The organism is Microcoleus sp. FACHB-SPT15 (assembly GCF_014849525.1).
GTDB classification, from domain to species: domain Bacteria; phylum Cyanobacteriota; class Cyanobacteriia; order Cyanobacteriales; family Coleofasciculaceae; genus Symplocastrum; species Symplocastrum torsivum.
The window spans coordinates 66281-92132 of the sequence record NZ_JACJNU010000064.1; the positions used below are offsets into that span (position 1 = coordinate 66281).

Annotated in this window: 20 protein-coding genes; 11 read left to right on the top strand and 9 right to left on the bottom strand. The window is 46.8% G+C overall.

Annotation, left to right across the window (positions count from 1 at the left end; translation table 11 throughout):
• Positions 1 to 14 precede the first annotated feature (14 nt).
• From hpsE to H6F98_RS27405, 3 genes are read left to right on the top strand one after another with little or no spacing between them, the layout of a single operon-like run.
• Positions 15 to 1121: a hormogonium polysaccharide biosynthesis glycosyltransferase HpsE gene (gene hpsE, locus H6F98_RS27395; RefSeq protein ID WP_242058723.1), complete on the top strand. Its 1107-nt coding sequence runs from the start codon at positions 15 to 17 to the stop codon at positions 1119 to 1121.
• 22 nt (positions 1122 to 1143) lie between these two features.
• Positions 1144 to 2241, top strand: a complete 1098-nt coding sequence (locus H6F98_RS27400; protein ID WP_192221897.1) for a hypothetical protein — start codon at positions 1144 to 1146, stop codon at positions 2239 to 2241.
• The gene (locus H6F98_RS27405; RefSeq protein WP_192221898.1) at positions 2241 to 3176 is read left to right on the top strand and encodes a polysaccharide pyruvyl transferase family protein; all 936 of its coding nucleotides are present in this window, start codon (positions 2241 to 2243) and stop codon (positions 3174 to 3176) included. The genes H6F98_RS27400 and H6F98_RS27405 overlap by 1 nt, the downstream gene beginning before the upstream one ends.
• 18 nt (positions 3177 to 3194) lie before the next feature.
• Here the strand turns inward: H6F98_RS27405 and H6F98_RS27410 are convergent, their stop codons facing one another.
• Both H6F98_RS27410 and H6F98_RS27415 read right to left on the bottom strand, forming a co-directional pair.
• Entirely contained in the window at positions 3195 to 3344 is a 150-nt protein-coding gene (locus H6F98_RS27410) for a hypothetical protein (protein ID WP_192221899.1), read from the bottom strand.
• 290 nt (positions 3345 to 3634) lie between these two features.
• Positions 3635 to 3772, bottom strand: coding sequence for a hypothetical protein (locus H6F98_RS27415; RefSeq protein WP_192221900.1), 138 nt, complete (start codon positions 3770 to 3772; stop codon positions 3635 to 3637).
• 33 nt (positions 3773 to 3805) lie between these two features.
• Between H6F98_RS27415 and H6F98_RS27420 the strand changes: the two genes are divergently transcribed.
• Positions 3806 to 6601 carry an esterase-like activity of phytase family protein gene (locus H6F98_RS27420; protein WP_192221901.1) on the top strand — a complete coding sequence of 932 codons (2796 nt, stop codon included), beginning with the start codon at positions 3806 to 3808 and terminating at the stop codon, positions 6599 to 6601.
• Between the two features lie 95 nt (positions 6602 to 6696).
• Here H6F98_RS27420 and H6F98_RS27425 read toward each other — a convergent pair whose 3' ends face one another.
• The 3 genes from H6F98_RS27425 to H6F98_RS27435 all read right to left on the bottom strand — a co-directional run bounded on the left by H6F98_RS27425 (position 6697) and on the right by H6F98_RS27435 (position 11370).
• Positions 6697 to 6945: a hypothetical protein gene (locus tag H6F98_RS27425; RefSeq protein WP_192221902.1), complete on the bottom strand. Its 249-nt coding sequence runs from the start codon at positions 6943 to 6945 to the stop codon at positions 6697 to 6699.
• Positions 6946 to 7185: 240 nt separating this feature from the next.
• Positions 7186 to 8574, bottom strand: a complete 1389-nt coding sequence (locus tag H6F98_RS27430; RefSeq protein ID WP_192221903.1) for a response regulator — start codon at positions 8572 to 8574, stop codon at positions 7186 to 7188.
• A 69-nt stretch (positions 8575 to 8643) separates the two neighbouring features.
• Positions 8644 to 11370 carry an ATP-binding protein gene (locus H6F98_RS27435; RefSeq protein ID WP_313929953.1) on the bottom strand — a complete coding sequence of 909 codons (2727 nt, stop codon included), beginning with the start codon at positions 11368 to 11370 and terminating at the stop codon, positions 8644 to 8646.
• A gap of 529 nt (positions 11371 to 11899) precedes the next feature.
• Between H6F98_RS27435 and H6F98_RS27440 the strand changes: the two genes are divergently transcribed.
• The 5 genes from H6F98_RS27440 to H6F98_RS27460 all read left to right on the top strand — a co-directional run bounded on the left by H6F98_RS27440 (position 11900) and on the right by H6F98_RS27460 (position 18092).
• On the top strand, positions 11900 to 13495 hold the full coding sequence (locus H6F98_RS27440; RefSeq protein ID WP_192221905.1) for an alkaline phosphatase: 1596 nt from the start codon (positions 11900 to 11902) through the stop codon (positions 13493 to 13495).
• Between the two features lie 38 nt (positions 13496 to 13533).
• Positions 13534 to 14250 carry a PEP-CTERM sorting domain-containing protein gene (locus H6F98_RS27445; protein ID WP_192221906.1) on the top strand — a complete coding sequence of 239 codons (717 nt, stop codon included), beginning with the start codon at positions 13534 to 13536 and terminating at the stop codon, positions 14248 to 14250.
• Between the two features lie 372 nt (positions 14251 to 14622).
• Positions 14623 to 15201 carry a hypothetical protein gene (locus tag H6F98_RS27450; RefSeq protein ID WP_192221907.1) on the top strand — a complete coding sequence of 193 codons (579 nt, stop codon included), beginning with the start codon at positions 14623 to 14625 and terminating at the stop codon, positions 15199 to 15201.
• Between the two features lie 346 nt (positions 15202 to 15547).
• Complete coding sequence (locus H6F98_RS27455) at positions 15548 to 17374, top strand: PhoX family phosphatase (protein WP_199348990.1); 1827 nt, start codon at positions 15548 to 15550, stop codon at positions 17372 to 17374.
• Positions 17375 to 17504: 130 nt separating this feature from the next.
• Entirely contained in the window at positions 17505 to 18092 is a 588-nt protein-coding gene (locus H6F98_RS27460) for a PEP-CTERM sorting domain-containing protein (protein ID WP_192221909.1), read from the top strand.
• A gap of 291 nt (positions 18093 to 18383) precedes the next feature.
• Here H6F98_RS27460 and H6F98_RS27465 read toward each other — a convergent pair whose 3' ends face one another.
• The 3 genes from H6F98_RS27465 to hetZ form a co-directional block, all read right to left on the bottom strand.
• Positions 18384 to 20708 (bottom strand): transglutaminaseTgpA domain-containing protein, encoded by a 2325-nt coding sequence (locus H6F98_RS27465; protein ID WP_192221910.1) that lies wholly within the window; start codon positions 20706 to 20708, stop codon positions 18384 to 18386.
• A gap of 140 nt (positions 20709 to 20848) precedes the next feature.
• Positions 20849 to 21958 carry a hypothetical protein gene (locus H6F98_RS27470; RefSeq protein WP_242058724.1) on the bottom strand — a complete coding sequence of 370 codons (1110 nt, stop codon included), beginning with the start codon at positions 21956 to 21958 and terminating at the stop codon, positions 20849 to 20851.
• A gap of 4 nt (positions 21959 to 21962) precedes the next feature.
• Positions 21963 to 23126, bottom strand: a complete 1164-nt coding sequence (gene hetZ, locus H6F98_RS27475) for a heterocyst differentiation protein HetZ (RefSeq protein WP_192221912.1) — start codon at positions 23124 to 23126, stop codon at positions 21963 to 21965.
• Between the two features lie 107 nt (positions 23127 to 23233).
• On the opposite strand from hetZ, the gene H6F98_RS27480 reads away from it, so the two are divergent.
• A complete protein-coding gene (locus H6F98_RS27480; protein WP_192221913.1) occupies positions 23234 to 23719 on the top strand; it encodes a hypothetical protein in 486 nt (161 codons plus the stop codon).
• Between the two features lie 200 nt (positions 23720 to 23919).
• Here H6F98_RS27480 and sds read toward each other — a convergent pair whose 3' ends face one another.
• Entirely contained in the window at positions 23920 to 24891 is a 972-nt protein-coding gene (sds, locus tag H6F98_RS27485) for a solanesyl diphosphate synthase (RefSeq protein ID WP_192221914.1), read from the bottom strand.
• A 592-nt stretch (positions 24892 to 25483) separates the two neighbouring features.
• Here sds and H6F98_RS27490 point away from each other — a divergent pair.
• Positions 25484 to 25795 (top strand): hypothetical protein, encoded by a 312-nt coding sequence (locus tag H6F98_RS27490; RefSeq protein ID WP_192222048.1) that lies wholly within the window; start codon positions 25484 to 25486, stop codon positions 25793 to 25795.
• Positions 25796 to 25852 lie beyond the last annotated feature (57 nt).

A 25852-nucleotide genomic window follows, 5' to 3' on the forward strand; every position in this document is an offset into this window, starting at 1 on the left:
ACGGAGAAAGTCGTTTGCCTAAGGTTTTAGAGCGATTGCGAATTGCCTTAGGTAACGTTACTTCTCCTTCTGCTTTTATCGCCTTGACTGATAGCGCGTTCTGCTTGGCTACTGAGGCATCAGGCAAAGTCAGCACTAATACAGCCGAGTTAACGGCTTGTGACTTGGCTACTGCTAGGCTAAGGCAAACGGCATTCGATAAAGGTCATTCTTTACAGCTTGACGCTCAAGAACAAACGCTAATACCGTCTCAAGACAAACATTTCTCCTGGGAAGTGATTGTTATCGATAACAACAGCAATGACAATACTGCAAAAGTTGTCCAAGACTATCAATCCAATTGGTCTAAAGAGTATCCCCTGAGATATTACTTTGAACCCACTCAAGGAATAGCTTTTGCTCGACGCCGCGCCATCAAAGAAGCTCAAGGGTCTTTAATTGGCTTTTTGGATGATGATAACTTACCAACTCCTAACTGGGTTTATGAAGCTTATTGTTTTGGTCAGTTGCATCCTCAATCTGGAGCTTATGGTAGTCAAGTTCACGGAGAGTATGAAAGCGAACCTCCAGAAGATTTTCAGAGAATATCGTGTTTTTTAGCAATTGTCGAACGCGGTCAAGAACCTTTTCGATATGACCTTCGCAACGGTCTACTTCCCGTGGGAGCAGGACTTGTCATTCGTAAGCAAGCCTGGATAGATTGTGTTCCTGATCGCCCTTTTTTCAAAGGAGTATGCACGACATCTCTCTTATCAAAAGGGGAAGATTTAGAAACGTTGTCTTACATCATTCAAGGAGGATGGGAGATTTGGCATAACCCTCAGATGTGTATTTATCACCACATACCCCATTGGCGGTTAGAAAAAAGGTATTTAGCGAAACTCCTGCAAGGAGTAGGTTTGAGCCGATATCCGATTCGGATGTTACGCTTTCGAGTCTGGCAGAAACCCTTGGCTTTGCTAGCCTACTGGGTCAACGATCTTAGAAAACTTATTCTTCATTTCATCAAGTATCGCAAAGCTTTAAAAACTAATACTGTTGCTGCTTGTGAAATGGAACTTCTCTTAAGCACTCTTGTGAGTCCTTTTTACTATTGGCAATTTTTTTTGGGTGAAAAGTAATTTAAAAATCATTTCTTCCTCTATGAGCGAGAGAGTACCACCCATTTACTTTTATATTCCTCAGCTTTATTGGCCTTCCACCATGCCAGTAAGTGCAGATGAAAACTGGAAATGCTTTGGTCTTGGTATCTACGCTTGGACTGTACAAACTTACCTTCGCTTAAAGGCAGATAGTTTTCCTTGCGAACTGGTAAGCGAGTTGCCTGCTGAAGGAATTGTTTTAGTGCATCGCAACGCCTTACGAGCACATAACGATAATCTCAAGCCAACGCCAAATATACTACTAATTTGCCTGAAGGCTGAGCTACCAGCGTATCCCTACGCTCAGCTCCATGTCGTACAAAATTCTCTAGAAAGTAAAACCCTTAAGAATAGTTACTATATACCTCACTGGTCTCAGCCAGCCTTGATTCCTCGCAATCTTGCAAGAGGCGATCGCTTTGAGAATATTGCTTTTTTCGGTCACGAAGTCAATCTAGCACCAGAGCTACGAGATTCTTCTTGGGAAAAACAGCTCAAGGCGATGGGGTTGAATTGGTATCCGATACTCAATCGCAACCACTGGAGCGACTACAGCCAGATTCATGATCGTTGGAATGACTATAGCGAGATTGATGCGATCGTGGCAGTACGTAGTTTCGATCGCCAACAACTCTATCTGAGTCGCAACTACATCAGCAAGCCTGCAACAAAACTGTACAATGCCTGGTTAGCTAACGTACCTGCGATTGTAGGTGCTGAATCTGCCTACCGTGCTGAACGCCAATCCTCCCTCGACTATCTAGAAGTGACTTCTCCTGCCGATGTCATTTCAGCCTTGCAACGACTGCAAAGCGATCGCCCTTTTCGCGGTGCCACAGACAATCGCACTTTACGTCTAGAAATGGTGAAAAATGGGCAACTTCGCGCTCAGTCCTTACTGCCTTCAAACATTACTGCTAGGTGGCGAAACTTTTTAGAAGCGATCGCTATTCCAGCCTATTACCATTGGAAAGCCAAACCTCACTGGTTTCAAAAAATAACCCTAGACCGTAACTATTTTACTTTCAATATTAATCGAATCCAACATAAAATGCACGTTGTGTTATTAAAATTATCAACATCAAAGCATAAGAATTAATGAAACTTTTTTACTACAGCCGACCTGATGGGATGAGTAATTTTGGTGATTCTTTAAATCCTTGGTTATGGAATCAACTACTTCCTGATGTATTTGATGAAGATGAAACAACAGTGTTTGTAGGTATTGGAACTCTGCTCAATAATCTATTACTCAAGCGATTATCAAATGTTCGCAAGATAGCAATCTTTAGTTCCGGAATTGGTTATGAAAAAGGTTTGCCTAACATTGATAATTCCTGGACTATTTACTGTGTGAGAGGTTTACTATCTGCTCAAAAGCTTGGTTTGCCAGCTAAATTTGCCGTCGCCGATGGAGCTATCCTCGTTAGACGCCTATTCAAACCCACTGGTGGCAAAACTAATCGTTTTGCCTTCATGCCTCACGTTCATCATGCCAATTATGGGAGCGAGTTTTGGAAATTAACCTGCGAGCAAATAGGATTTGGATATATCGATCCACGCTGGCCAATCGAGCAAGTATTATCTGCCATTAGCCAGACAGAGGTTCTTCTTGCCGAAGCGATGCATGGTGCCATTGTTGCCGATGCGCTTCGGGTTCCTTGGATTTCAATAGTTACCAGCTCCCGAATTTTAAGATTTAAATGGCTTGATTGGTGTTCTTCAATTAATGCAGAATATAAACCCAGCTACATTGCTCCCCTAAGTCATTTATACCCGCCAACAGCACGAGGCATCCGCTCCTCTCTCAAAGCAACCCGTCATTGGGTTAATTGGCTTAAACAGGATAAGTTCCGCTCTTTAAACAAGATTGGGAGCAGCCAGCAAACAATGATAGCAACGCAGTTAGTTAATATTGCCAAAACTGCCCATCCAACTTTAAGTAATGAGTACCACCTTAACCAACTCACTCTTGAACTAGAAGAAAGGCTAGACAAATTTAGGGATAATGTGATGGCGGGAAAGTATCATTAAGCTGGCTTATCGCAGTTCTCACTTGGGTGAAATACAAGCCTGATAGTTTTTTTGTTCATAGTTCATGACAATCAAGATGCCGTGATGCACGATGCGCCAGTCCCTCGATGCGATTTTCATCGGTGCTGGTGAGCGATCGCGCTCTTCAAGATTCTGACCCTTAAACATAGCTTTACGAAGCCTTTATCAAGACTTGTGAAAGTATTCCTATATTCACTTAAGGTCACTTATTTAGGATATTTTGCAGAAGTAGCTAATTCAGAACTGTAGCCGGGGTAACGTAAAGTCTCCTCAGAGACACCAAAGCCTGCATTACCTGATTTTCACTAAGCCATGAATTTTGGTTGCCAAAAGCCGCTAGAGGGAAAGGGCAACAGACCTAACGGCAAATGAGGCTTGCCTTAGAGCACTAATTAGGGCTTGCTGTTGCCAGTCCAGCGCCGAATTCGCGCTATGTCCTAGCACGGCATTCGTTTGTCTGTTTCCAAAGCTTGCTCAAACCTTATAGCAGATGGGCGATCGCAAATAGGAAATCTTTTCTCTTCAAAAAGCGCAAGCGTTGCATCCCGCTCTTGGTTATCGTCTGCGTTCAACACAATTATTAAACCTTTATTGTTCCAGGAACTCCCATGTCAGAGGTAGATTCGATTCGCTTTGCAACATTCAACGCCTCCCTCAATCGCAACAGCGAGGGGCAACTGATTACAGACCTATCCACTCCAGATAACACTCAGGCTCAGACAGTTGCCGAGATTATCCAGCGCAATAATCCAGATGTCTTGCTCGTCAATGAGTTTGACTTCGATGCAGGTGGTGAGGCAGCCCAACTCTTCCAGGACAACTATCTCTCTGTCAGTCAGAATGGCGCAAACCCTATTGAATATCCCTACTTCTATGTCGCTCCCTCAAATACAGGAATTGCATCGGGATTTGACTTGAACAACAATGCCACAGTCGTAACTACACCTGGAGCGCCTGGATATGGAGACGATGCCTTGGGGTTTGGCAACTTCCCAGGTCAGTATGGCATGGTCATCTACTCCAAGTATCCAATTAATACCGAGAACGTTCGCACCTTCCAAAATTTCCTGTGGCAGGATATGCCGGGTGCCCTACTGCCCGATAATCCGAATACACCAGAAGCCAACGACTGGTACTCCCCTGAAGAACTAGAAGTCTTTCGCCTTTCCTCCAAGAGCCACTGGGATATTCCCATTGAGGTCAATGGCGAAACCATCCACGTTCTGGCAAGCCACCCAACGCCGCCGACCTTTGACGGACCCGAAGACCGAAACGGTCAGCGCAATCACGATGAGATTCGCTTCTGGTCAGACTATATCACCCCCGGTGAAGGCAGCTACATCTATGATGATGCAGGTGACTATGGTGGACTCACACCTGGGTCAAGCTTTGTCATCATGGGCGACCAAAATGCTGACCCGAACGATGGAGACAGTGTTGATAATGCCATCCTACAACTGCTCGATAATCCTCTAATCAACACCAGCATCACCCCAAGCAGCGAGGGAGGAACCGAACAGGCAGCGTTGCAGGGAGGTGCCAACGCTAGCCACATCACCGACCCAGCTTTTGATACAGCAGACTTTGCTGATGGCGCTCCGGGAAATCTGCGAGTCGATTACGTTCTGCCCTCACAAAACCTGGAGATTATCGACGCAGCAGTGTTCTGGCCGGAAAGTACCGACCCTCAGTTCCCCCTAGTCGGCACATTCAACCCCAACGTTCCTGGCGGCTTCCCCAGTTCTGACCATCGCTTGGTGCGGGTCGATGTCACGCCTGAGGCTTCTACTTCCGATTTCAACCGCCAGAGTGTTAGTGATGTGGAATTTATCGGAGAAGTGACCTTCCCAACAGGGTTCACCTTTGAGGGTACTCAGGTAGGCGGTTTATCGGGCATTGCTTATGATCGCTTCAACAATGTCTTCTATAGCATCTCAGATGATCGGAGTCAGTTTAATCCAGCGCGGTTCTACACCCTCAACATCGATCTGAGTGACGGTAGCCTAGATGATGGGGATGTCACCTTTGAAGACGTGACCACCATCACGGATGAAAACGGTCAGCCATTCGCGCCAAACAGCCTCGACCCAGAGGGAATTGCTTTCACAGAGCGAGGGACGTTGTTTATCTCCTCCGAAGGGGAACGGTCTACCACTCAGTTGCTCGACCCCTTTGTTAACGAGTTTTCACTCCAAGGGCAGCAGTTTAACGAGTTGCCCGTACCGGATAGGTTCAATCCCGCAGGCATAGGCGCGAACGACCCTGGTATCCGCAACAATCTAGCCTTTGAAAGTCTGACAATTAGCCCCAATCAACGCTTTCTCTTTACCGCAACAGAGAATGCTCTAGTGCAAGATGGCCCTGCGGCAACGCTGACCAACGGCAGTCCGTCCCGAATCTTGCAGTACGACTTGCAAACTGGAGAAGCGGTTGGTGAATTCTTGTACATCACCGACCCCGTTGCCGATGTGCCTAATCCGGCAGGTAGCTTCAGTACCAATGGTTTAGTTGAGATACTAGCTCTGGATAATAGTGGTACGTTCCTCAGTCTAGAGCGATCGTTCTCCGTTGGCGTAGGCAACAGCGTCAAGCTATACCAGACCAGCATTTTGGGAGCTACAGATATCAGCGACCTGGATAACGTGAACCCAGCCGAAATCGATGCAGTCGCCCAGAAGAGCTTGCTGCTTGACTTCGCTGATTTGGGGATAACGTTAGATAATCTTGAGGGCATCGCCCTTGGTCCGACGTTGGAAGATGGGCGGCAATCCCTGATTGTGGTTGCTGACAACAATTTCAGTAACACTCAATTTACCCAAGTCTTAAGCTTTGCACTGGATATTGATACAATCGCTGGAGCTGAACCTATCCTTGGGAGTGACGCGAATGACAGCCTCTATGGGGATAACGCGAACGACACGATCCAGGGTCGTGGTGGCAATGACCAAATCTTCGGCAGCGAGGGTGTTAACACGCTCTTTGGTGACAATGGTGACGACCTGATTTACGGTGGTTCGCAAGCTGATACTGTTACTGGCGGAACGGGTAATGACACCATCTACACCAGCGAGGGCAACAATACTGTGTTCGGTAGCGCTGGTAACGACATCATCTACTCTGGCTCTGGCAGCGATCGCATTGATGGTGGCACTGGCAATGACACGATTTGGCTGGCGGGTGGTCAGGACACAATTGTCCTGGCAAGGGGTAATGGCGTTGATACGATCAACAATGTCCAACTGGGTCAGACTCAAATTGGTCTATCGGGTGGTTTGACTTTTAGTGATTTAGCGATCGCTCAAGCTGATGGTGCTACTCTCATCAGTGCAGGTAACGAACTTTTAGCCTCTTTGATCTGGGTACAAGCGAGTAGCCTTAGCGCTAGTAACTTCGTCACTGTTTAGTACGCTCTCAAGAACTAGACTAGGCATAGTGTTTAGACTTTACCCTAAGGAATGTATAAGCTATCTTACTTATCCATTGTTTGGGGTAATACTGTCTAGACGGCTTTCCGCTCAGACCGATTTGACCAACGACGCTGCAAAAAGGCGATCGCTTCGGGTTCGTGAAGATTAACCTGAGCCACACCATCAACTAGCAGTAACCATCTATCCCCATTCTGCTGCAATTTCCAGCTTGTAGTTCTCAGCTTTGGAACAATCTGCCAATTGTTGTGCAGATCACGTTCGCAGCTAAAACCCCAGGCTGAAGCTTGGTTTAATACACTCTGATCATTGATTACTTGCATGTAGGTAATGAATCCTAACTTCCCAGTTGTCTACATGACCTTAGATTGACCGTCATACATAGGTAATACTGTCTATCAGTAGAAGTGTATTTGAGGTATATCTAAAGCAATATCTTTAACTAACTGGATTCGCTGTAGCAGTTAGCGGTCAGCTCCCAACCATCAGCCTTTTTATTTTCCTAACTATAACGCTAGTTTCAAAGCCTTTAACTGCACCTCATTTAACAGGAAACGGTCATATCAGTCAGCTTTGGGAAGGGGAATCTCGATTATGAATTCTGCACCTTCTCCTAGCGTTGAGACACAGTGGAGTCTTCCTCCGTGTTTTTCTACCACAATTTGGTAACTAATTGCCAATCCTAAGCCTGTACCTTTACCAAAGGACTTGGTTGTAAAGAAAGGGTCAAATAACCTGTCGTATACTGTCTGGGTCATACCAGGCCCATTATCTGCAAAACGGATTGTCACCTTGTCATTTGTTGCTTCTGTACGAATCTCAATCTTAGGAATGTCTTTGTCTATTCTTTCTGTTCCCTCGTGATTGATTACTGACTCTTCCAACGCCTCAATTGCATTGCTGAGAATATTCATAAAGACTTGATTTAGTTGCCCTGGATAACACTCCACGAGTGGCAAATTACCGTACTCTTTGAGTATCTGGATACCTGGAAATTTCGAGGTTAGCTTCAGTCGATGCTGCAAAATTAACAGGGTATTGTCTAAACTTTGGTGCAAATCAACGGCTTTCTTTTCTGCTTGATCCAAATGGGAGAAGTTGCGTAAACTCCTGACAAGCGTGGCAATGCGCTCTGTTCCCACTTGCATCGAATTCAGTAGTTTCGGTAAGTCTCTCATCACGAAATCTAGATCAATTTTTTCCGCCTTCTCCTGAATTTCAGGTGCTGGATTTGGATAGTGCTTGATGTAAAGATGTAGCAACTCTAGCAAGTCGTCGATATAGTGAAGTGCATAAACGAGGTTGCCGTCGATAAAGCTCACCGGGTTGTTGAGTTCGTGGGCAATACCCGCTACCATCTTGCCCAAGCTGTACATTTTTTCGCTCTGAACCAAACGCATTTGAGCCTGCTGCAACTCAGATAAGGTTTGTTTTAGCTTGGCAGTACGTTCCTCTACTCGTTTTTCTAGGTCAACCGTAAGCTTTTGTAAGGCAGCTTCTGCTGCGGTACGCTGTTCAACTTCTTGCTTAAGTTGGGTATTTTGCCGTTCGAGAGTCTTTGTCAAGCTGTACAGTTTCAGTTGCACTCTGACTCTGGCGAGTACCTCTTCTTGCTGAAAGGGTTTGCTGACATAGTCTACTGCTCCCAAATTTAGACCTTTAATTTTATCAAGGGTGTCATCAAGGACAGTCAAAAAAATTATGGGAATTTCTTGCGTTAGCGGGTTCATCTTCAGGCGACGGCACGTTTCAAACCCGTCAATTCCTGGCAGTAGTACATCTAATAGGATGAGAGTTGGTAGCTCATAGCCTACCTGTTCCAACGCACTTTCACCATCAATTGCGATCGCAATTTCAAAACCTGCATCCGTAAGAGTTTTGGACAGCACTTCTAGATCAGCCGGACTGTCATCAACGATTAAAATCAGGTCAGTCTCTTGGGTTGGCGTCATTGCTACGTCCTGGTAGGAGACTTATGAGTTTTGAGAATTTGTTACAAATAGCAACTCAATAATCTCTCGCTAATATTCTAACTGGTACAGTTCGAGGAACTGGCGAATTTTCTTGACCTGAAAGCCTTTGGTTAGCTGGCGCAGATGTTGGGTAAAGGGAATAAACTTTTCATCAACTCGTTCGAGTTGTTCAAGATAGTTTAAAAGACTTGGTAATCGACCTTTTTTAACTAAGTCCAATAGGATAGCTAATTCTTCATGAGAAGGGGCTATTAAGTCATTTACGTTATCTTTTTCTTGCCCATTTTCTATTGGTTTTGTTGAATACGGATTACTGAACTTAGAGGAATTCTCGTAAATCCATTCCAAATTTAAATGCTTCTTGAGCTTTTGAAGAAGTTCATCAACCTGCACGGGTTTAGGAAGAAAATCATTTCCGCCTGCATCTAAACTTGTGTATTGGTCAATATCATACACGCTGGCTGATGAGACAATAATAACGACATTCTGTAAGAGCGCTGATTGTCGAATGTGCTTCATCAGCTCAAAGCCATCCATCACAGGCATCGCTAAGTCTGTGATCATCAGATCTGGGTTCAATTGTGCCGCTTTCTCTAATCCCTCCTGACCATTGCTAGCTTCCACCATTTCAAAGCCAATTGATTCCAACAAATTGACGATAACTGAGCGGTTTTCCCAGCGGTCATCTACCATCAAAATTTTAGGTTTTTTTCCAAGAATGCCGATGATTCTTCCCCAATTGAAACTAACGGCTGCCTGTGTCCAGTCGTCGGCTTGCGGTAACTCCAAATCAAAGAAAAACGTACTTCCTTTACTCGGTTGGCTCTTGACTTGGATAGCACTACCCATTATTTGAATAATTTTGCTACTGATTGCTAATCCCAGCCCTGTACCTTGTGCCTGAAGATTGCGATCGCCTACTTGCTCAAAGGGTAAAAATATCTTTTCGATCTGCTCCTGGCTCATGCCGATACCTGTATCTTCAATTTGAAAGTGAATTTTGACATTTTTTGTTGATTTGTTATTAGTTATTTGTTGCCTGTGATTATCTAGTGATAGCTGATGAACAAAACCGACCTTAAACGTTACACCACCCACGTCGGTAAATTTGATTGCATTATCCAGTAAGTTGATAAGTACTTGCCTCAAGCGTTTTTCATCGGCATGAATACCAATCGGTAAATCAGAAGTAGCCTGGTAAATAAAAGAAATTTCTTTTTGTTCAGCTCGAATCCGGCAGATTTCCACAACGCCCTGTAGGAGAGAAGGAAAATGAAAATCTTTGGGATGAAGCGCCATTTTTTGGGCTTCAATCTTTGATAAATCTAAAATTTCATTGATGAGGGTTAAGAGGTGAAAACCCGATTGAGAAATAACACTGATGCCATTTCGCTCACACTCGGTTAGCGTTTTTGAACGTTGCAGAATTTGGGCATAACCCAAGATGCCATTGAGAGGAGTTCGCAATTCGTGGCTCATATTAGCCAGGAATTCGCTTTTTGCTTGGTTAGCGGCATCAGCAGTAAGTTTTGCTTCCTTGAGTTCAACCGTTCGTTGCTCAACTCGGATTTCTAGCTCTGAAAAGGAGGTTTTGAGCTGTGCTGCCATGTGGTTGAACGATTGAGAGAGAACCTCCAACTCCGCCACACCTTTAACTTCTACGTTTTGGTCTAATGCACCAGCGGCAATTTTCCGAGACGCTTCACTCAATCGCAGAATCGGTTGGGTAATCCAGCGAGAGGTGAAGATTCCTAATCCTGTCGCCAGCACCAGCGCCAAAAAACACAAGCCAATAGTCCATTGGGTATTAGCGTTGATTTGTTCCATGAAGTCAGCTTCGGGAACAACCACAACGATTAGCCAATCCAGCCCGAAATCGCCAGAAAGGGGCGTTACCTGGAGAAATTGCCGTTTGCCATCGCATGTAAAGCTGAGTTGCTGGCTGCCTTTAATCTGGTTGAAGTCTTTGAACTGTTGGGATAAAAACTCAGCAGCCGATTGAATCAAAGCTTCATTGATTTGGTTGGCTTTAATTCTCTTGTTCTGGTTCCCAAAGGGCGGTTGACTGGATGAACTGGCAACAAGTGAACCATCCCGTTCGATGATAAAGGCTTCTCCTGATTTGCCAATTGACAACTGTCCTAGAAAATCACTGATTTGGGCGAGGCTTACATCAGCCGCTACTATCCCTTTCAGCGCACCTGTTTCGTCATAGTAGGGCTGACCCAGTGTGAGCGCCAGAACAGGAGGAGTTAAAATCTGGTAAATTTCGCTCCAAGTGCGTTGACCAGCTTGCTTTGGACGTATATACCAGGGTCGAAGGCGCGGATCGTAACTTGGGAGGGTATAAATTTTTTGAGTGGGATTGCCCCTAGCGTCGATTTTGTATTGCAGTGCTGCCCCAGCCGTGAAGCTATCCTTAATGTGATAGATAAAGCTGCCATCATCTCGCCTATCTACGCCAACAAATTCTCCTCGTTCGCTACCAAAAGAAATATAAACAACTGAGTCGAATAACTGTAGCTGCCGCCAGATGTGAGGCATCCAACTTCGCAAGTTGTTGATCTCTAAGTGACCAACCCGAATATCATCGATGTTAATTTGATTAACTAGGTATGGCGTCGATAGAAAATTGTCTAGTTCTTGCTGAATACGAGCGGTGACTTCGTTGCGTAACTGAGTGGTAACGTCGTTGACTGCTATTTGTCCATTCCGCAAAGAGAGCCACCCTGTCAGTCCCACAGCCGCGAAGATCTGGATAATGAATGGTACCACTAAGATCAATCGCAGTGGCAGTTTGGGTCGCCTTTTTGAGACCTGAGGACATGGTGCGATCTCCGTCATCAACTTATTGTCTTTAGATGTTAGGGCAGTTGGGATTGCCTAAGGCAACGTCCGAAGAGCGATCGCATCAACAACAGGGTATCATCATTGCTTTATCTACGACATATAAAAGTCACAATAGCCTTTCCTTTTTGACCTCATCCGTAAGGCATAATCAGTGATTCTTAACAAAAGCTTGATGAGTAGTTAAAGTCTGATTGTTAAGTTCATCTTGCACAAGTCAAAGTCACCTAAAAGACGAGTAGGTCAAGCCGATAGTCTTCTTGTTGGTTTAAAAATAAAGGTTTTACCTTTTCCCTAATTAGCGCTACTGGGTAATCAACTCGATTTTGCCTATCAAGGCGATTGGCAAGGAAATTGCTAACGATTGATTCAATCCAATCGAGCTTGTTACTGACTCTTGTTTAACTTTGTTGACTCTTGACTTATCGGTATCAATAAAATTTCAAGAGGGGTGCTTATGGAGCGCTTTCATTTTGAGCGCTTACTTTCAACTCGGCTGAGACGGCGAAACTTGCTGGTGAGCGCTGGAGCTTTAACAGGTATTGTACTCGCGTCTCAATGGCCTAGTCGTCGAGTTGTTGCTCAACCTAGATTTTCTGACTATCCCTTCAAACTCGGCGTAGCTTCAGGCGATCCGCTACCCGATAGCATCGTGTTGTGGACGCGGCTTGCACCTGAACCCTTAACTGGAAACGGTGGTATGCCAGGAGTGAACGTCCCGGTACAGTGGCAGCTTGCCACCGACCCGAATATGAGAAATGTCGTGCTGCGAGGGACGGCAATGGCAACCCCAGAACTCGCTCACTCAATCCGCGTCGTTCTTGGTGGACTCAAGTCGGCTCAATGGTACTGGTATCAATTCAAGGTAGGTAACGAAGTCAGCCCGATTGGGAGGACGCGCACCGCTCCAGCTTTAGGTACTCCGACAAACCAACTCAACTTTGCCTTTGCTTCATGCCAAATGTACGAACACGGGTATTTCACGGCGTACAAATACATGGCTCAGGAAAACCTCGATTTGGTCGTTCACTTGGGCGACTACATCTACGAGTATGGTCCTAATGAGTACCAATCAGAAGCGGGTAATATTCGCGTCCATAATAGTCCCGAAATCATTAGCCTGGACGATTACCGCAATCGCTACGCCCTGTACAAAACTGACCCAGATTTACAAGCGGCTCATGCGGCGTTCCCTTGGAGCGTCACCTGGGATGACCATGAAGTCGAGAACAACTACGCGAACTTGATTCCTGAGGAAAACCAAAGCCAGCAGGAGTTTACGCAGCGGCGAGCTAATGCTTACCAAGCTTACTACGAACACATGCCCTTGCGAAGTTTCGCGCTGCCTAATGGTCCCAATATGCAGCTCTATCGGCGTCTTGCTTTTGGCAACTTAGCGGATTTTCACATCCTCGACACCCGTCAGTACCGCAGCGATCAACCTTGTGATGACAACCTTCAGCCACGCTGCCCAGGAGCATTGGAGCCATCCCAAACTATGATGGGTTCCGAGCAGGAGCAGTGGTTGTTTCAGGGATTGGACAACTCTAATGCACGCTGGAATGTCATTGCACAGCAGACGATGATGGCGCAGTACGACTTTGATGCTCGCCCTGGTACGGAGGTGTTCAACATGGATCAATGGGATGGCTATGTGGCGGCACGCGATCGCCTTTTAGATTTCATCCAACAGCGACAACCCAGCAATCCAGTTGTGATCACAGGCGACATTCACTCTAATTGGGTACATGACCTAAAAGCCGACTTCGATAATCCTGCCTCGCCTACTGTCGCTACTGAGTTCGTGGGAACTTCAATAACCTCGGATTTTCCAACAGCATTTATTGAGCCAGTAACGGCAGCTTTACCTGACAATCCTCACACCAAGTTCTTTGATGGGGCATTTCGGGGTTACGTGCGCTGTCACCTCACTCGTGAGCGCTGGCAAAGTGATTACCGCGTGGTTTCAACCATCCTTGACCCCAATGCGACCATCAGCACTCTCGCTTCGTTTGTTGTTGAAAACGGGCAGCCGGGTGCTGAACAGCTCTAGCGATGTTCCTAGCTTGAACTTGTATGAGGAAATTATTCATGCCCAGAAACAAAAGCACCAAAAGCACAGTTAAACCTTCTCTCTACACCGGATTGTCTGTGCTGGGAGTTTTGTCTTCTGTAACGCTTGCTTCTCCCGCATTCGCCGCCATTGCGACCTTTGACAACTTCTCTGAGGGTTTTTCTGGAACGACGCTGACGGATGCCGGAGTGACTTTCTTTGATTTGGATCAGGGTCTTTCCGAGCTACTTCCTTACACGTTTTCTATCGACAGTACGACAGAAGATTACCTTGGTTCATCGTTTTCTCCTCCCAATTACCTCACCTTTGGCAGCTTTGCCTCTGGTGCTGACGCGGCATTTGGACGCTTTAGCTCAATGGGGATTACCACCGGGGATGTAGAAAGTTCGGTCAGTCTCGATTTGTTCAGCCAGCTTTTTTATCCCTCCAACACGATCCTGACCCTAGAAGCGTTGCAGGGAGGTAGTCTCGTTGCTAGCACTTCCGCCTCGCTCTCGGACTTTGAGGTAGTTGGAAGCAGCGATTTGCGACAGCAGACGCTTTCTATCAGAGGCTTGGAGTTTGACGAACTCCGGCTGTCTGCCTCTGGTACTGACGAAGATAGTGTTGCGTTTATTGGTGTTGATAATGTCCGCATCAGCGTTCCTGAACCGACTTCTGTATTTGGGGTCTTGGTTTTGGGAGCTTTGGGGGCAGGTTCAGCATTCAGGCGTAAACACAAATCCGTAGAGTAGGGGAAAAATAGCGATCGTAGAATTGGCAATCAGACACCCAAAAAAGCCTTAACTTGAAGGCTTTTCAGCCTTAGCGACCAAAATTTTTTCCGTTGCTATAACTAAGCTAAAAACTCGCCAAAGGTTGTCTTACTCTACTTGAGATTTAAACTTTTGGGTAAATTCTTAACCATTAGATTACTTAGTTTTAAGCCTGTACAGATAAACTCTTTTAACGTAGAAATACTATGTTTCCTAGTAGATATCGCGTTGAGCTGTAAATGCTTTTGCATCAAACTATGCCAACTTCTTTAAAAAAAAAGTAAGCTGTTCAGCATTTAAATTACTGATTCAGATTTGCTGTCAAGGCCCAGGTATAAAGCTTTTGTAATTGTGAGCATCAAATCATTGAGACAATCACGGCAACCAGAGGTGCTAAAAGTAGCTTTGGCAGAGAGGACGGGCAAGGGTTTGACTCGCTATTTTTTGATAGTAGCTGCGGCGTTTTTCTGGTTTTTTTGTGACAGTTATCGACCTGTACATGCAAAGGCTGAAAGCATCGTTGTTGATATGTCTGTTTATGGTCCAGTCGAGTCTGGAGACTTTTTCAGACGGGCAGAGGCGATGGTCAGCGACGAAATTAGTCATCAATTTAGTCAAAACCCCGATCTTTCTGAAATTGAGGTGGTGGTTGTAGGCGATCGCTACGGCGAAATTGTTCCAATTCTGACTACCACTGTTTCTCGTGATCAGTGGCAAGAAACTCCCCTTGTAAGTGTCTGGACTAAGTACTACAACGTCTCCTACGCGCTACTCCAGCGTCATGAAGGGCAGCCGACACAAACAGTAGCAAGAACTCCAGCTAGAGCGACTATAAGCGCTCAAAGTTCGATCTCAGAAATTGATCGAGCCTTTGATGAAGGTCGTCTGACTGGGACAGCGGCACAGGAATATTTAGACGAATTGGATTAGTGATTGTGATGTTTAGGTGGGATATCAAGTCGGGACAATTGCTCCTAATAAAAACATCTCCACGTCTCCTTATTACGGGCGTTCAAGCTGACTAGATATGACAGTTCACTGACACAAGAATGTCTTAAAAGTTTCCCCGATTCAGAAGTGTAGCTTCCTGTGAGGGAAAAGCCCCAGGTTTGAAACTGGGCTTACGTAACGTGGCTGAGTTCGAGCGTAAAGCAGTTTTCAGTTCACATCTATCGACAACAGAGTCAATATTGAGAGGAGAGTGCAAGTGATTCACGACAATAGAAGCAGCAATAGGTCGGGCAATCGTCCGTTTCAGGACGTGCTCCAAGCCAGAATGTCTCGGCGAAACGTACTTGCTCGTGGTGCGGCGCTGTCAGCTACTGGCTTCTTAGCAGCGCTAGCTGGCGATCGCTTTTTAGATCGAGGTGCGGCTGCGGCGACGGCTAAAGGTTCTAGATCTGCGGCAACTCAAGGCTCTGGCACAGCGATCGCCCAAGGTTCGGGCAGCAGTTTGATCAGTTTCACACCTGTTTCTGCGGCTAACGCTACAGGACCTGTACCCACCATTTCATCCGATTACCAGTTTGACGTGCTGATTCCTTGGGGAACCTCGCTTCAGCCTGGTGGTCCAGAATATAATGGTGACCCGAATACACGCCCAACGGCGGCCCAGCAAGCCGAACAGATCGGGATTGGTCACGACGGTATGTGGCTCTTCCCGATTGAGGAGAGTAATGACCGAGGTGTGTTGGCGATTAACCATGAGTTTGGCGACAATATGCATGTGCTGGGTAAGGAAGCACCGGAGAGTCTTGAAGATGTGCGCCTCTCTCAACATGCTCACGGCGTAGCCGTAGTTGAGATTCAAAAGATCAACGGCAAGTGGCAAAGGATTAACAGCCCTAAGAATCGTCGCATCCATGTCAACACACCAGTGACGTTCAGTGGACCCGTTGCTGGTCATCCACTGTTGCAAACACCAGCAGGCAATTCCCCGAAGGGTACTGTGAACAACTGCGCGAATGGTCACACTCCTTGGGGTACTTACCTGACTTGCGAGGAGAACTTCAACGGTTACTTCGGCGCTACAGGTACCTGGACACCAACGGCAGCACAAGAACGCTATGGCTTCAGTGCCGAAGGCGTTGGCTATGATTGGCACAAATTTGACCCGCGCTTTGACCTCTCGAACTCCAGTTACACCAAGGAAGAGAATCGCTTTGGCTGGGTAGTCGAGATTGATCCCATGAACGCTTCTCAGACTCCCGTTAAGCGGACTGCGCTGGGTCGCTGTAAGCACGAAAACGCCGAGGTAGTCGTTGGACAAGGCGGTCGTGCCGTGGTGTACATGGGCGATGACGAACGCTTTGACTATATCTACAAATTTGTTTCAGAAAGCAACTGGCGATCGATGCAGGCACGCGGCATCAGCCCCTTAGACCAAGGTAAGCTCTATGTTGCCAAGTTTAACGATGACGGCACAGGCAACTGGATTGAACTCACCATTAATAACCCAGCGCTTGCGGCTCAGTTTGCAGACCAAGCTGAGGTGCTGACCTATGCTCGTATGGCGGCTGATACCGTGGGTGCCACGCCGATGGATCGTCCTGAGTGGATCGCTGCTGCTCCCAATGGCGAGGTTTATTGCACCCTCACAAACAATACCCGCCGTACAACTCCTGATGCCCCTAACCCCCTAGCACCCAATCCCTTTGGTCACATCATCAAGTGGCGGGACAGTAACAACCATGTTGGCACCACCTTCACCTGGGACATCTTCGTTCGCGCTGTAGATACCCACGATACCGATAAGAGCGCCTTTGGTAGCCCAGACGGTCTCTGGTCTGATTCCGATGGCAGGCTATTCATTGAAACCGACGGCACTCAGCCTGAAATCAACGGTGTGACACTGAACGATCAGATGCTCGTCGCTGACACAAATACAGGTGAAATTCGCCGAATCTTTTCGGGTGTAACGGGCTGTGAGGTGACTGGCATTACTGTAACCCCCGATCGTCGGACGATGTTTGTAAACCTTCAGCATCCGGGTGATGGCGACCCAAGTCTGACAAACTTCCCGGCACAACCAGGTAGCGGCAGAATACCCCGTGATGCAACGGTTGTAATTACTCGCAAAGATGGCGGAATTGTTGGTTCCTAAGTTGGTGTAGTGTTGGGCTTTTTGTAAACAACGGAAGCCCAATACCAGAAACAGAATCAGCTCCTGCTTCGCCGTGAGCGATCAGAGACAGACTTTAGTTGTTCAACAGTATTCACGTAACGGTGGTTTTATGAAACACTTAGCTCTTGTTGCAACGGTGGCGTTAGGTTGGGCTACACTTACTGCACCCGCTAATGCCGCACTCTTTAGTTGGGATATTGAATATACCAACTGGTGGGAAGATGATGAAGGCGGCTCGATTTTTGGTACCATCATCGCTGATGAAAACGATGTGGCTGACGGCATTGTGTCGGCTGATGAGTTGAAGGACTGGCAATGGAACTGGAGTGGAAATGAGGTCGTATCGGCATTTTCCATTTCCTCTAAAGCGGGTGGAACAACGGATTTTGATCCGAGTTTTTACGTGAATGATACCCCCAACCTGCCCATCGGACTCGATTTTGTCGATCCAGACAATCTCGACCAAGGCTCCTTTGTCTCCGGTTCTGGCAATGAAATTCTAGATTTACAGGCTCTACTAGCTATTTCATTTACGGATGGCGTTGAGTCAGTCTCCGAAGGGAATCCCACTGCCACGCTCGGAACTGTTAGTGTTTCGGAGCCTACCGCCGTTCCCGAACCCGCTACCGTTCTGGGCTTACTGGCTCTAGCGGGTGTTAGTACGGCGACTCTCAAGCGTCAGAAGCAGGACGCTTGAATCGATAATGGCAAATGTTTTCGGAGATTGACAGAAGCTGTTCACGGACGCGATGGGCTAACGCCCCGCTTCGCTAACGCATCCGTTAGGTCATACAAGAAACCATTCTGTTTTCTTAGGAGAGGGATAATTCCCCATTTCCCAACTCTGTATCGACTCTCAAGTGCGTGCATCCCATTTTTGCAGAAATAATTTATTGTGGGGTGGGCAGGATGCCCACCCTTTATCTTTGACAGGCTTTCCAGCCTGTCCCACAAGAAAATGTATTTGTACAATTGGGAGGCTCCCCTCTCAAGCGGTATTCTTCTTGTTCAACCGCTGACTAGTTTTAATCAAGTTCTGTAGCTGCTGTCGTAGTTGTGGAATATTCGGCATCTGGGCACCATAACGCCAACGGACATAGGCTTGAGAGATTTCGTCAATCACCTGAGCAGAGTTTACTGGTTGGTGTTGATGCATTGTTTTTGCATATTCCAAGGGAGTCTGTGCAGGGTGCTTAGCGTAGCCTTGAGTGCCTAAAACTTTTAGCATTTGCTGATAGAGACTTTCCATTTGTGGTAGCCTCGCTAACCATCGTCGGTAGCGCCAGGTTCGCCATTGGTTCCAACCTAGCCAGCCAAGGAAGCCAAGAGCGATCGCTAAAATCAATCCCGTAAATGCGCCAACCCAACCATTTGAAACAATGCCCCACACAAACACAATTACCCTAGCAAGTAAACGAATGATCAGATTCCACACACTGCCAATCCAACTGGTAACGGGTGAAGGTAACCACCCTGCTACCCACTGCCAGAACTGACGCAAGACACCAAACGTTTGCGACTCCTCTACGCTTTGAGGAAACAGTTCATGCCCTGGAATCGGGTCAAAGGTATACCAGCCATATTTGGGGAAATACACCTCTGTCATGGCATAGGCATCGGTATTTTTAACAATGTAGAAGCCTGTAAACGGATTGAATTCACCTGTGGCAAACCCGGCTACCAATCGTGCTGGGATGCCAATGGAACGCAGCATAATGGTGAGAACGGTGGAGAAGTGGTCTGGGTAACCGCCGTTGTGTTTGAAGAGAAAGGCTTCTACCAAGTCTTCGTTTTCCGCTAGATAGGGTAAACCGAAGGGATCTTCTGGGATACTGTAGCGCTGCTTGAGAGCCTGAGTTAAGTACAGTGCTTTTTCATAAGGGGAGGTGATGGGTTTTGGCGAGGTAGCTAAAAGTTCTTCAGTCCGTTGCCGTACCTTATCAGCAATTTTTTGGGGAACATCCAAATAGTAACTGCTAATACTCTTGGGGTAGTCAGCGCTTGCTTTTTGCAGCACAGAGCGATTGCGGTAGGGAACTTCCGAAACTACTGTGTAAGTGAGGTCTTCAAGTAAGGCAGCAGGCGATCGCAAACTACCTTCCACGTCTACCTCGATCTCCGGTGATGGAAAATAAAGTTGCTGGGGATAAGCCAAAGCCGGAATCAGGTTCGGCAGTTCCGACACTACGGTGTAAGTTTGAATTACCTGTTTGGTTTCACCCCTGAAAGATGGCATCGAGAGAAAAAACCGATAAGACCATTCAGGTCGTCGTACATTCAATACCCTGTTTTCACGAGACATCTCCCATCCCTGACCTGTGTAGCGGTCAAACGCTAGCACACGCCAAAATCCTGGTGCTTGCGATCGCACCCGCATGACAACCTTGGGCTTGAGTTCTCCCCGGAGGTTTTGGTTCATCTGGCTGCTGAAGCCGTAGTAAAATGTGTCATCCATCTCACCAGAGCCTCTGCCACTGCCTTGTCCCGTACTGCCGCCGCCTCCGTTTTGGTTGCCCTCACGAACATACCCAGGATTGATGATGCCACGATTGTTGGGATCAAAATTCTGATTGGCAAAATTGCCAGGGTCACTGACTGGAAACGTCTGTAGCTGATAGCCGGGAAACCGAGGCATTAGAGCGAAAATCGTCAGCCCCAACCCTAGAACTACTATGAGAAAGAGGCTGAGGCGTCTCAGGGATAGTGGTGAGGAGCGAGGAGCAATCCCAGAGGCGTTTTTACGCTTTCGCGTTGTAGAGATACCCAGGCGCGACTGGTAGTCGAGGACAAGAACCGGAAGGGCGATCGCCAAGAATACCAGTAACAATGGCGCAAAGGCTAAGGTTTCGCTAAGAGTTGCCGCGACACCCAAAAGAATCAGTCCAATCACCATTGAATACCCCAAATCCTTCCGGCGAGGTAAATCAAAACTGTGAAGAACTTGGAGCTGAATTAAAAGTTCAGCCAAAATTAAACGTGTATCGTTAAGCTGCCCTAACAGGTTGCTGAAGAATACTCCCATTGATAGCAACATCCCAATCGCCAGCAAAAACTTAACGGGGATATTGCGATCGCGGCGGTGATACCAACTCCAAGCTGCCCCGATCAGACTCAATGGCACGGCCCAATAGCTCAGTTGGGTTTCGGCAGCAACATCCGTTGCGATAATCCCAACAATCACCAAACCTTGCACCAGCACCCGTAGCAAAATCGAGTTTTCTGGCTGTGGAGGTTCCGTCGCTTCAAGGCGCTGCCAAAGCTGGCTAAAAACGGGTAGACGCCGTAGTTGCCGAATCCCTAAGGAGTTAGACATAGCAAATCAGTCAGTGGTCATCAGTCATTGTCATTAGTCGTTAGTCAGTGGTCATCCTCAACAAGGGACTTAAGACCAAAAACTAGAGACTAAAGACAATATGCCAGGACTTCAATATGCTAGCCCAAATCACTTTTCGCTTACCGAGTTGGGCAAATCGCAAACACTAGAGGTGTTTGTTCCAAGTCATGGAACCGGATTTCTAAAGGATAAGTTTGATTTGGCTGCAAATCAAAGGATTCAACGCTCAGATAGCCGGGATAGATGCGCTGTGAGTTTGCAGATGCCTGAGGTGTCCGCAATGTCAAGCTGCCACCACGAGGTAAATGAGCCGTAACACGGAGCTTCGGTACTCCATCTTGCATCAGATACTCTGCCTGCACAGTCACAAGACCCGCAGCCGTCTCCCACTGCCGTTCAACAGGGGTATGAGTTGATGAAATTGGCACACTAAGAGCGCTAATAATCTCTTTGGCTGCCAGCAGCGCCAGCGTCATCTTTTGCTCAGTGGTCGAGTCTTCGTAAGACAAAGATTGCAGTTGCCTGAGCAAGGATTGTGTTGGCTCCGGGTCACCATCACGCGCTGGCTCAAGCGATCGCAGTACAAGGGATGCTACATTGTTGAGCAACTGGAACTGGTCGGGGAATAAGCTTTCCACCGCATTGACCAGTTTTGCCCCTAACTGATGCCGAGAAGACACTGCCTCAGAACAAGCATCTAGAAGTTGTGCTAGAACGCTTTCTGAGATCGAGACGGGTAGAGTTAGGTTAGATAGCTGTGGCATCCAGATACGGACAGGAGGAACCCAACTATCTGCGATAACGTCAGAAGAATCGGGTTCATAGTCAGACATCTCTGTCTCCCACGGGAAAAGCGGTGGGTGACGTTCAATCTCAACTTGTAGTCGGCGCTTTAATATCGCCTGAAAACGATTTTGCACGGTTGGCAATTCTCCCATTTTGTAGGGGCGGGTTTCACCGCCTGGTTCAGTTTCCTCGAAAGCAGGGGTATAGTTTGAGTCTGCTGGTATGCGGTCTTGAGCCGCTACGCCTGTGTTAAAAGATGCAATGTTCAATTCTTCTAAATCAAGAGGGTCTAAATGATCCAATTCAAAATCCGCTGCTCTTTGTTCGTCTGTATGGACAGGGTTTTGTGCCTGCCCGTCTGCCGGTAGAGAAGCAGCGGGAACGGACTCTTCTAGTAGCCAAGCAATTAAGCGGCTATACAGGGTGTCCGAGTTATTATCCATGTCACTATTCATCTTGAGATGCACCAGATCCGGATACTGAACTATTGCGAATATCCCAGGCAATTTCAAGTAACTTAAACCATCGCTTTTCGACCTGAGTGACCGTACAACCTAGAGCTTGAGCGATTTCAAAATGGGAATATCGTTTTTGCTTGAGTCCGAGTAATTCCCGCTGCCCAGAAGTAATTTTGTCCTGAAACAGTTGCCATTCCAAAGGCGTCAATCCAAGGTTTCTTTCTAAATCGGCTTCCAGCCATTGATGAACCAACTCCCAACGGTGAGAGAGGGCAAAGCGAATGAGATGATATTTAAAGCGTTGCTGTAAATAGTCTCGCTGCCGGGGGGTGAGTCCTAAAATCCCCTCGATCTCACTCGCTGGCAGGTCTTGCAAGCGCAGCGTAAAGTAATCAGCACAATCCTGTTGCTGACGCTCTTCTAGATACTTCAGTAGTTCCTCAACTACCGTGTCCCGGAGATTTGCTTCTAGGGGTTCCGGTTCAGAGGCAACCATCATCTCCCGTACCTGCTGTATGGCAGCATCATTCCAGGTCGTATCAGACTCTGGTGACCCTCCTTCCGCTGCTGTGTCCATATCGACAGACGTTTCGGGCGGCTGCTGTTGGGAAAAGGTTTGTGCTCTGAGGATGAGTAATTGTTGAGACCGACGACCGGGTAAGGGAATACGTCGCTTGCCGTAACGCTCAGTAAACGCCATGTATTCAGCTAGTTCCAAAAGCGCTCGCGGACGATAGCCTGCCTCAATCGTATTTTCCCGCCGGAAGGCATTTAAGGCTTCTACATAAAATCCCTGTAAGAAATCTTCAATCAGGGTCAACCGCGCCTGGTAACTTGCAGGTGCCTGAGGAGGCGTAATGTAGCGGTAGACAATCGCACTGAGAGTACTCTGGAGTTCTACCCGTCCCCGATGCGACCCTAGTTTGTAGTAGCTTAAAACTTGCTTGAGCCGCAGATTTGCGAGGGTATGCGCCCAGCTATCAACGTCTCCAGAAGTTTGAATCCGATTACTTTCGGTACAGATTCGCGTAACTTCATTGGCTAAACGTGCTGCGACATTGCGACAGGTCTGCTCGGAAGCACGAGTAGACTGCCGGAATTCGTTAAACAGCAGTTGAAATATTGCCTCCACGCCCTGGCAGACTTCCATCATAATGTTTGTTAATTAACAAAGACCCTAACACACACATTTTTCTTGACTGAATTGTCTAGGTTTAGACTCATACATAGCAGCAAATCATGCTCTATAGTTGAGTCTTTATGGATTTAGAACAACAAATTCAAGTCTTGGTTGATAATGCACCGCAAGATGGGACGACACCTAAAGCAATTAAGGCGATCGCACCCGTACTCACACTCGTTGCTAGCCAGCTAGAAAATTCGGACTACTACATTCTTCAAACCCTTGACCAGGGTTGGGTGTTAACGACTCTGAGTAATCGCGCCCAGCCTGAGATTGAGAAAAATGTAATTTATGCGTTTCCTACTCTTAAAGATGCGGCTGATTTTCAGTCGGTTTCAGACCCTGAAGTTCTTGCTGTTACGGTGCCAGTCACTCACATTTTGTTTCAGATGTTAGCGATCGAAACCCTTACTAGCATAGTTTTCTTTGATACACCTGGTAATCTAACGGCTGGTATAGAGGTGCGTCGAGATAACCTACAACAGTTGATTCAAACGCAGCTGCAACAAATCCGGTCAGTACCTAGGTCATATCCTAGCAATCTGCCTCCGGATATTGCTTGAGTCCGCTCTTGCCCAAACAGGCTTGAGTAAAGCACTTGAGGCAAGACTAACCCTTGTTCAGAGATTTCTCCAATATGAAGTTTTAGTAAATTTTAGACTGAACAATTCGTACTTACGCTGTAGTGATTCTCCGTAAGTTTTAGCACACTACTTTCCTCACGTCGCCTTTACCACTAAGGAGTGCTTCCTGCAAAGCTAGCTTAATATAGGCGACTCAGAACGTAGTCAGCTAAGTCAACTAACGCTTTAGACGACTCTGAGGGTTTGAGTTGAGTGATGCGTTGTACGGCAGTCTCGGCGTATTGTGCGGCTAAGGCACGGGAGCGCTCAATGCCTCTGCTTTCCATAACGAGTGCGATCGCTTGCTCAATATCCTCCGGTTGGGCAAACTCGCGCTCAATTAGCACCTCCAAGTAAGGCTTTTCTTCAAGAGCATATAAAACAGGGGCTGTGAGGTTGCCACTAATTAAATCCGAGCCAGCGGGCTTACCTAACGCTTCTGTCGAAGCCGTAAAGTCCAAAATATCATCGACAATCTGGAAGGCTAAGCCAATAAAACGCCCATAGTAGTACAAATCTGTAGCAATCTCCGCTGAGACACCACTCAGTAGTCCAGCCCCCTTAGCGCTGTTGGCAATCAATGAAGCTGTTTTGTTGTAGGTCTTCTCTAGATAGGCATCAATGGTGGTGGTTGTATCAAATCGATTCAGCCCTTGCTGAATTTCCCCTTCTGCCATGTCCTTGATAACTTCTGACAGCAACTTGACCACCTCTAGGTTGTCAAGATTAGCCAGATACCAAGCGGATTGACCAAACAAAAAATCTCCAGCCAGTACCGCAACACGGTTATTGAAAAGGCTATTCACTGTCGGGACATTCCGACGAACCTCTGACTCATCGACGACATCGTCATGCACCAGACTTGCTGTGTGGATCATTTCCGTAATTTCTGCTAGACGCCGATGGCGCGGGGTAATCTCCTGTCCCAGCATTGTTGCCCGCGAAATCAATAGGACAATTGCTGGTCTTACCCGCTTTCCTCCAGCCCCAAACAAGTGTTCGGCTGCGGCATACAGTATGGGATGACGGGCACCTACCAGGTTCTTTAGGTTTTCGGTGAGTATACACAAGTCTGTTTCAACAGGGGCAAAGAGGGAGGTAACTGAGGTCATGGATTAGCCGACTCAGAGATTAGGTTACGAAACTTTACATATTCTTTCCTTAATTCTAAGCTAAGCGTCCTCTTGAGGAAAGCTTGTTTCTCTAACAGCATGGCTGGAGAATCCTCAAAGTGATTATGTAGACTTGTTAAGTAGATAAAAAAATGGGTGCAGATCCCCAGGTTTCTTGTGTTAATCTAATAATTAAGGATTTCAAAAAATTCATAAATTTATTAATTCTGAAGTGACGGGTTAGGGTTATTCTTCCTAGGCTTCAGATTAGAAGAGATTGATAGGCAGAGATAGCCTGATGTTACAGGATGACAACTTAGTGTTTTCATTAAGGTAAGTCATTCGTCAGACATAGTATACAGCCTTCCCGCTTCCCTTTGGAGGAAAGCTTGGGTAGAGATTCTTGGTCAACAGCTTAGCTTGACTAGAGGGAATTAGGGAAGGGGATAGGGACAATGCTCTATCTCCCTAAAAACTCTTAATAACAACAGTATCCTAAACCTTGAACGGGTCTAAGAAGGCTGTTGTCAAAACTGCTATTGAAATCTTCATCATTCTTCTACCTCCTGTCCAGACTATGTTTAACACGGATATGCCTGTAATTATTCCTCTACTAGCGACTGGTTATTTATTAACAATTTATTTACTGTTGATGTTGGCGCAACGGACAACAAAAGGTTCTCGATATGTTGCCAACTCAGCCGTTGATGCTTATGCACCCTATGTGGCAACAGAGCAATCTTCTAAAACGGACGAGGTTGAACGCTGGGCTCTTCACACTAGTCAAGGTGCTTCGTTAGCTTATTTCCCTAAAGGAAAATCCTTAAAACGGAGCGCTAAGGAGGGTGAACCTAATAGCTCCGATCAACTCGAAGTTGCAGCCTCTAAAGAAACTGGTAATTGAGAGCGAATCAACCAGTCAGCTCCCGACGACGCTTATTAGAAACGGCAATAGAAGACT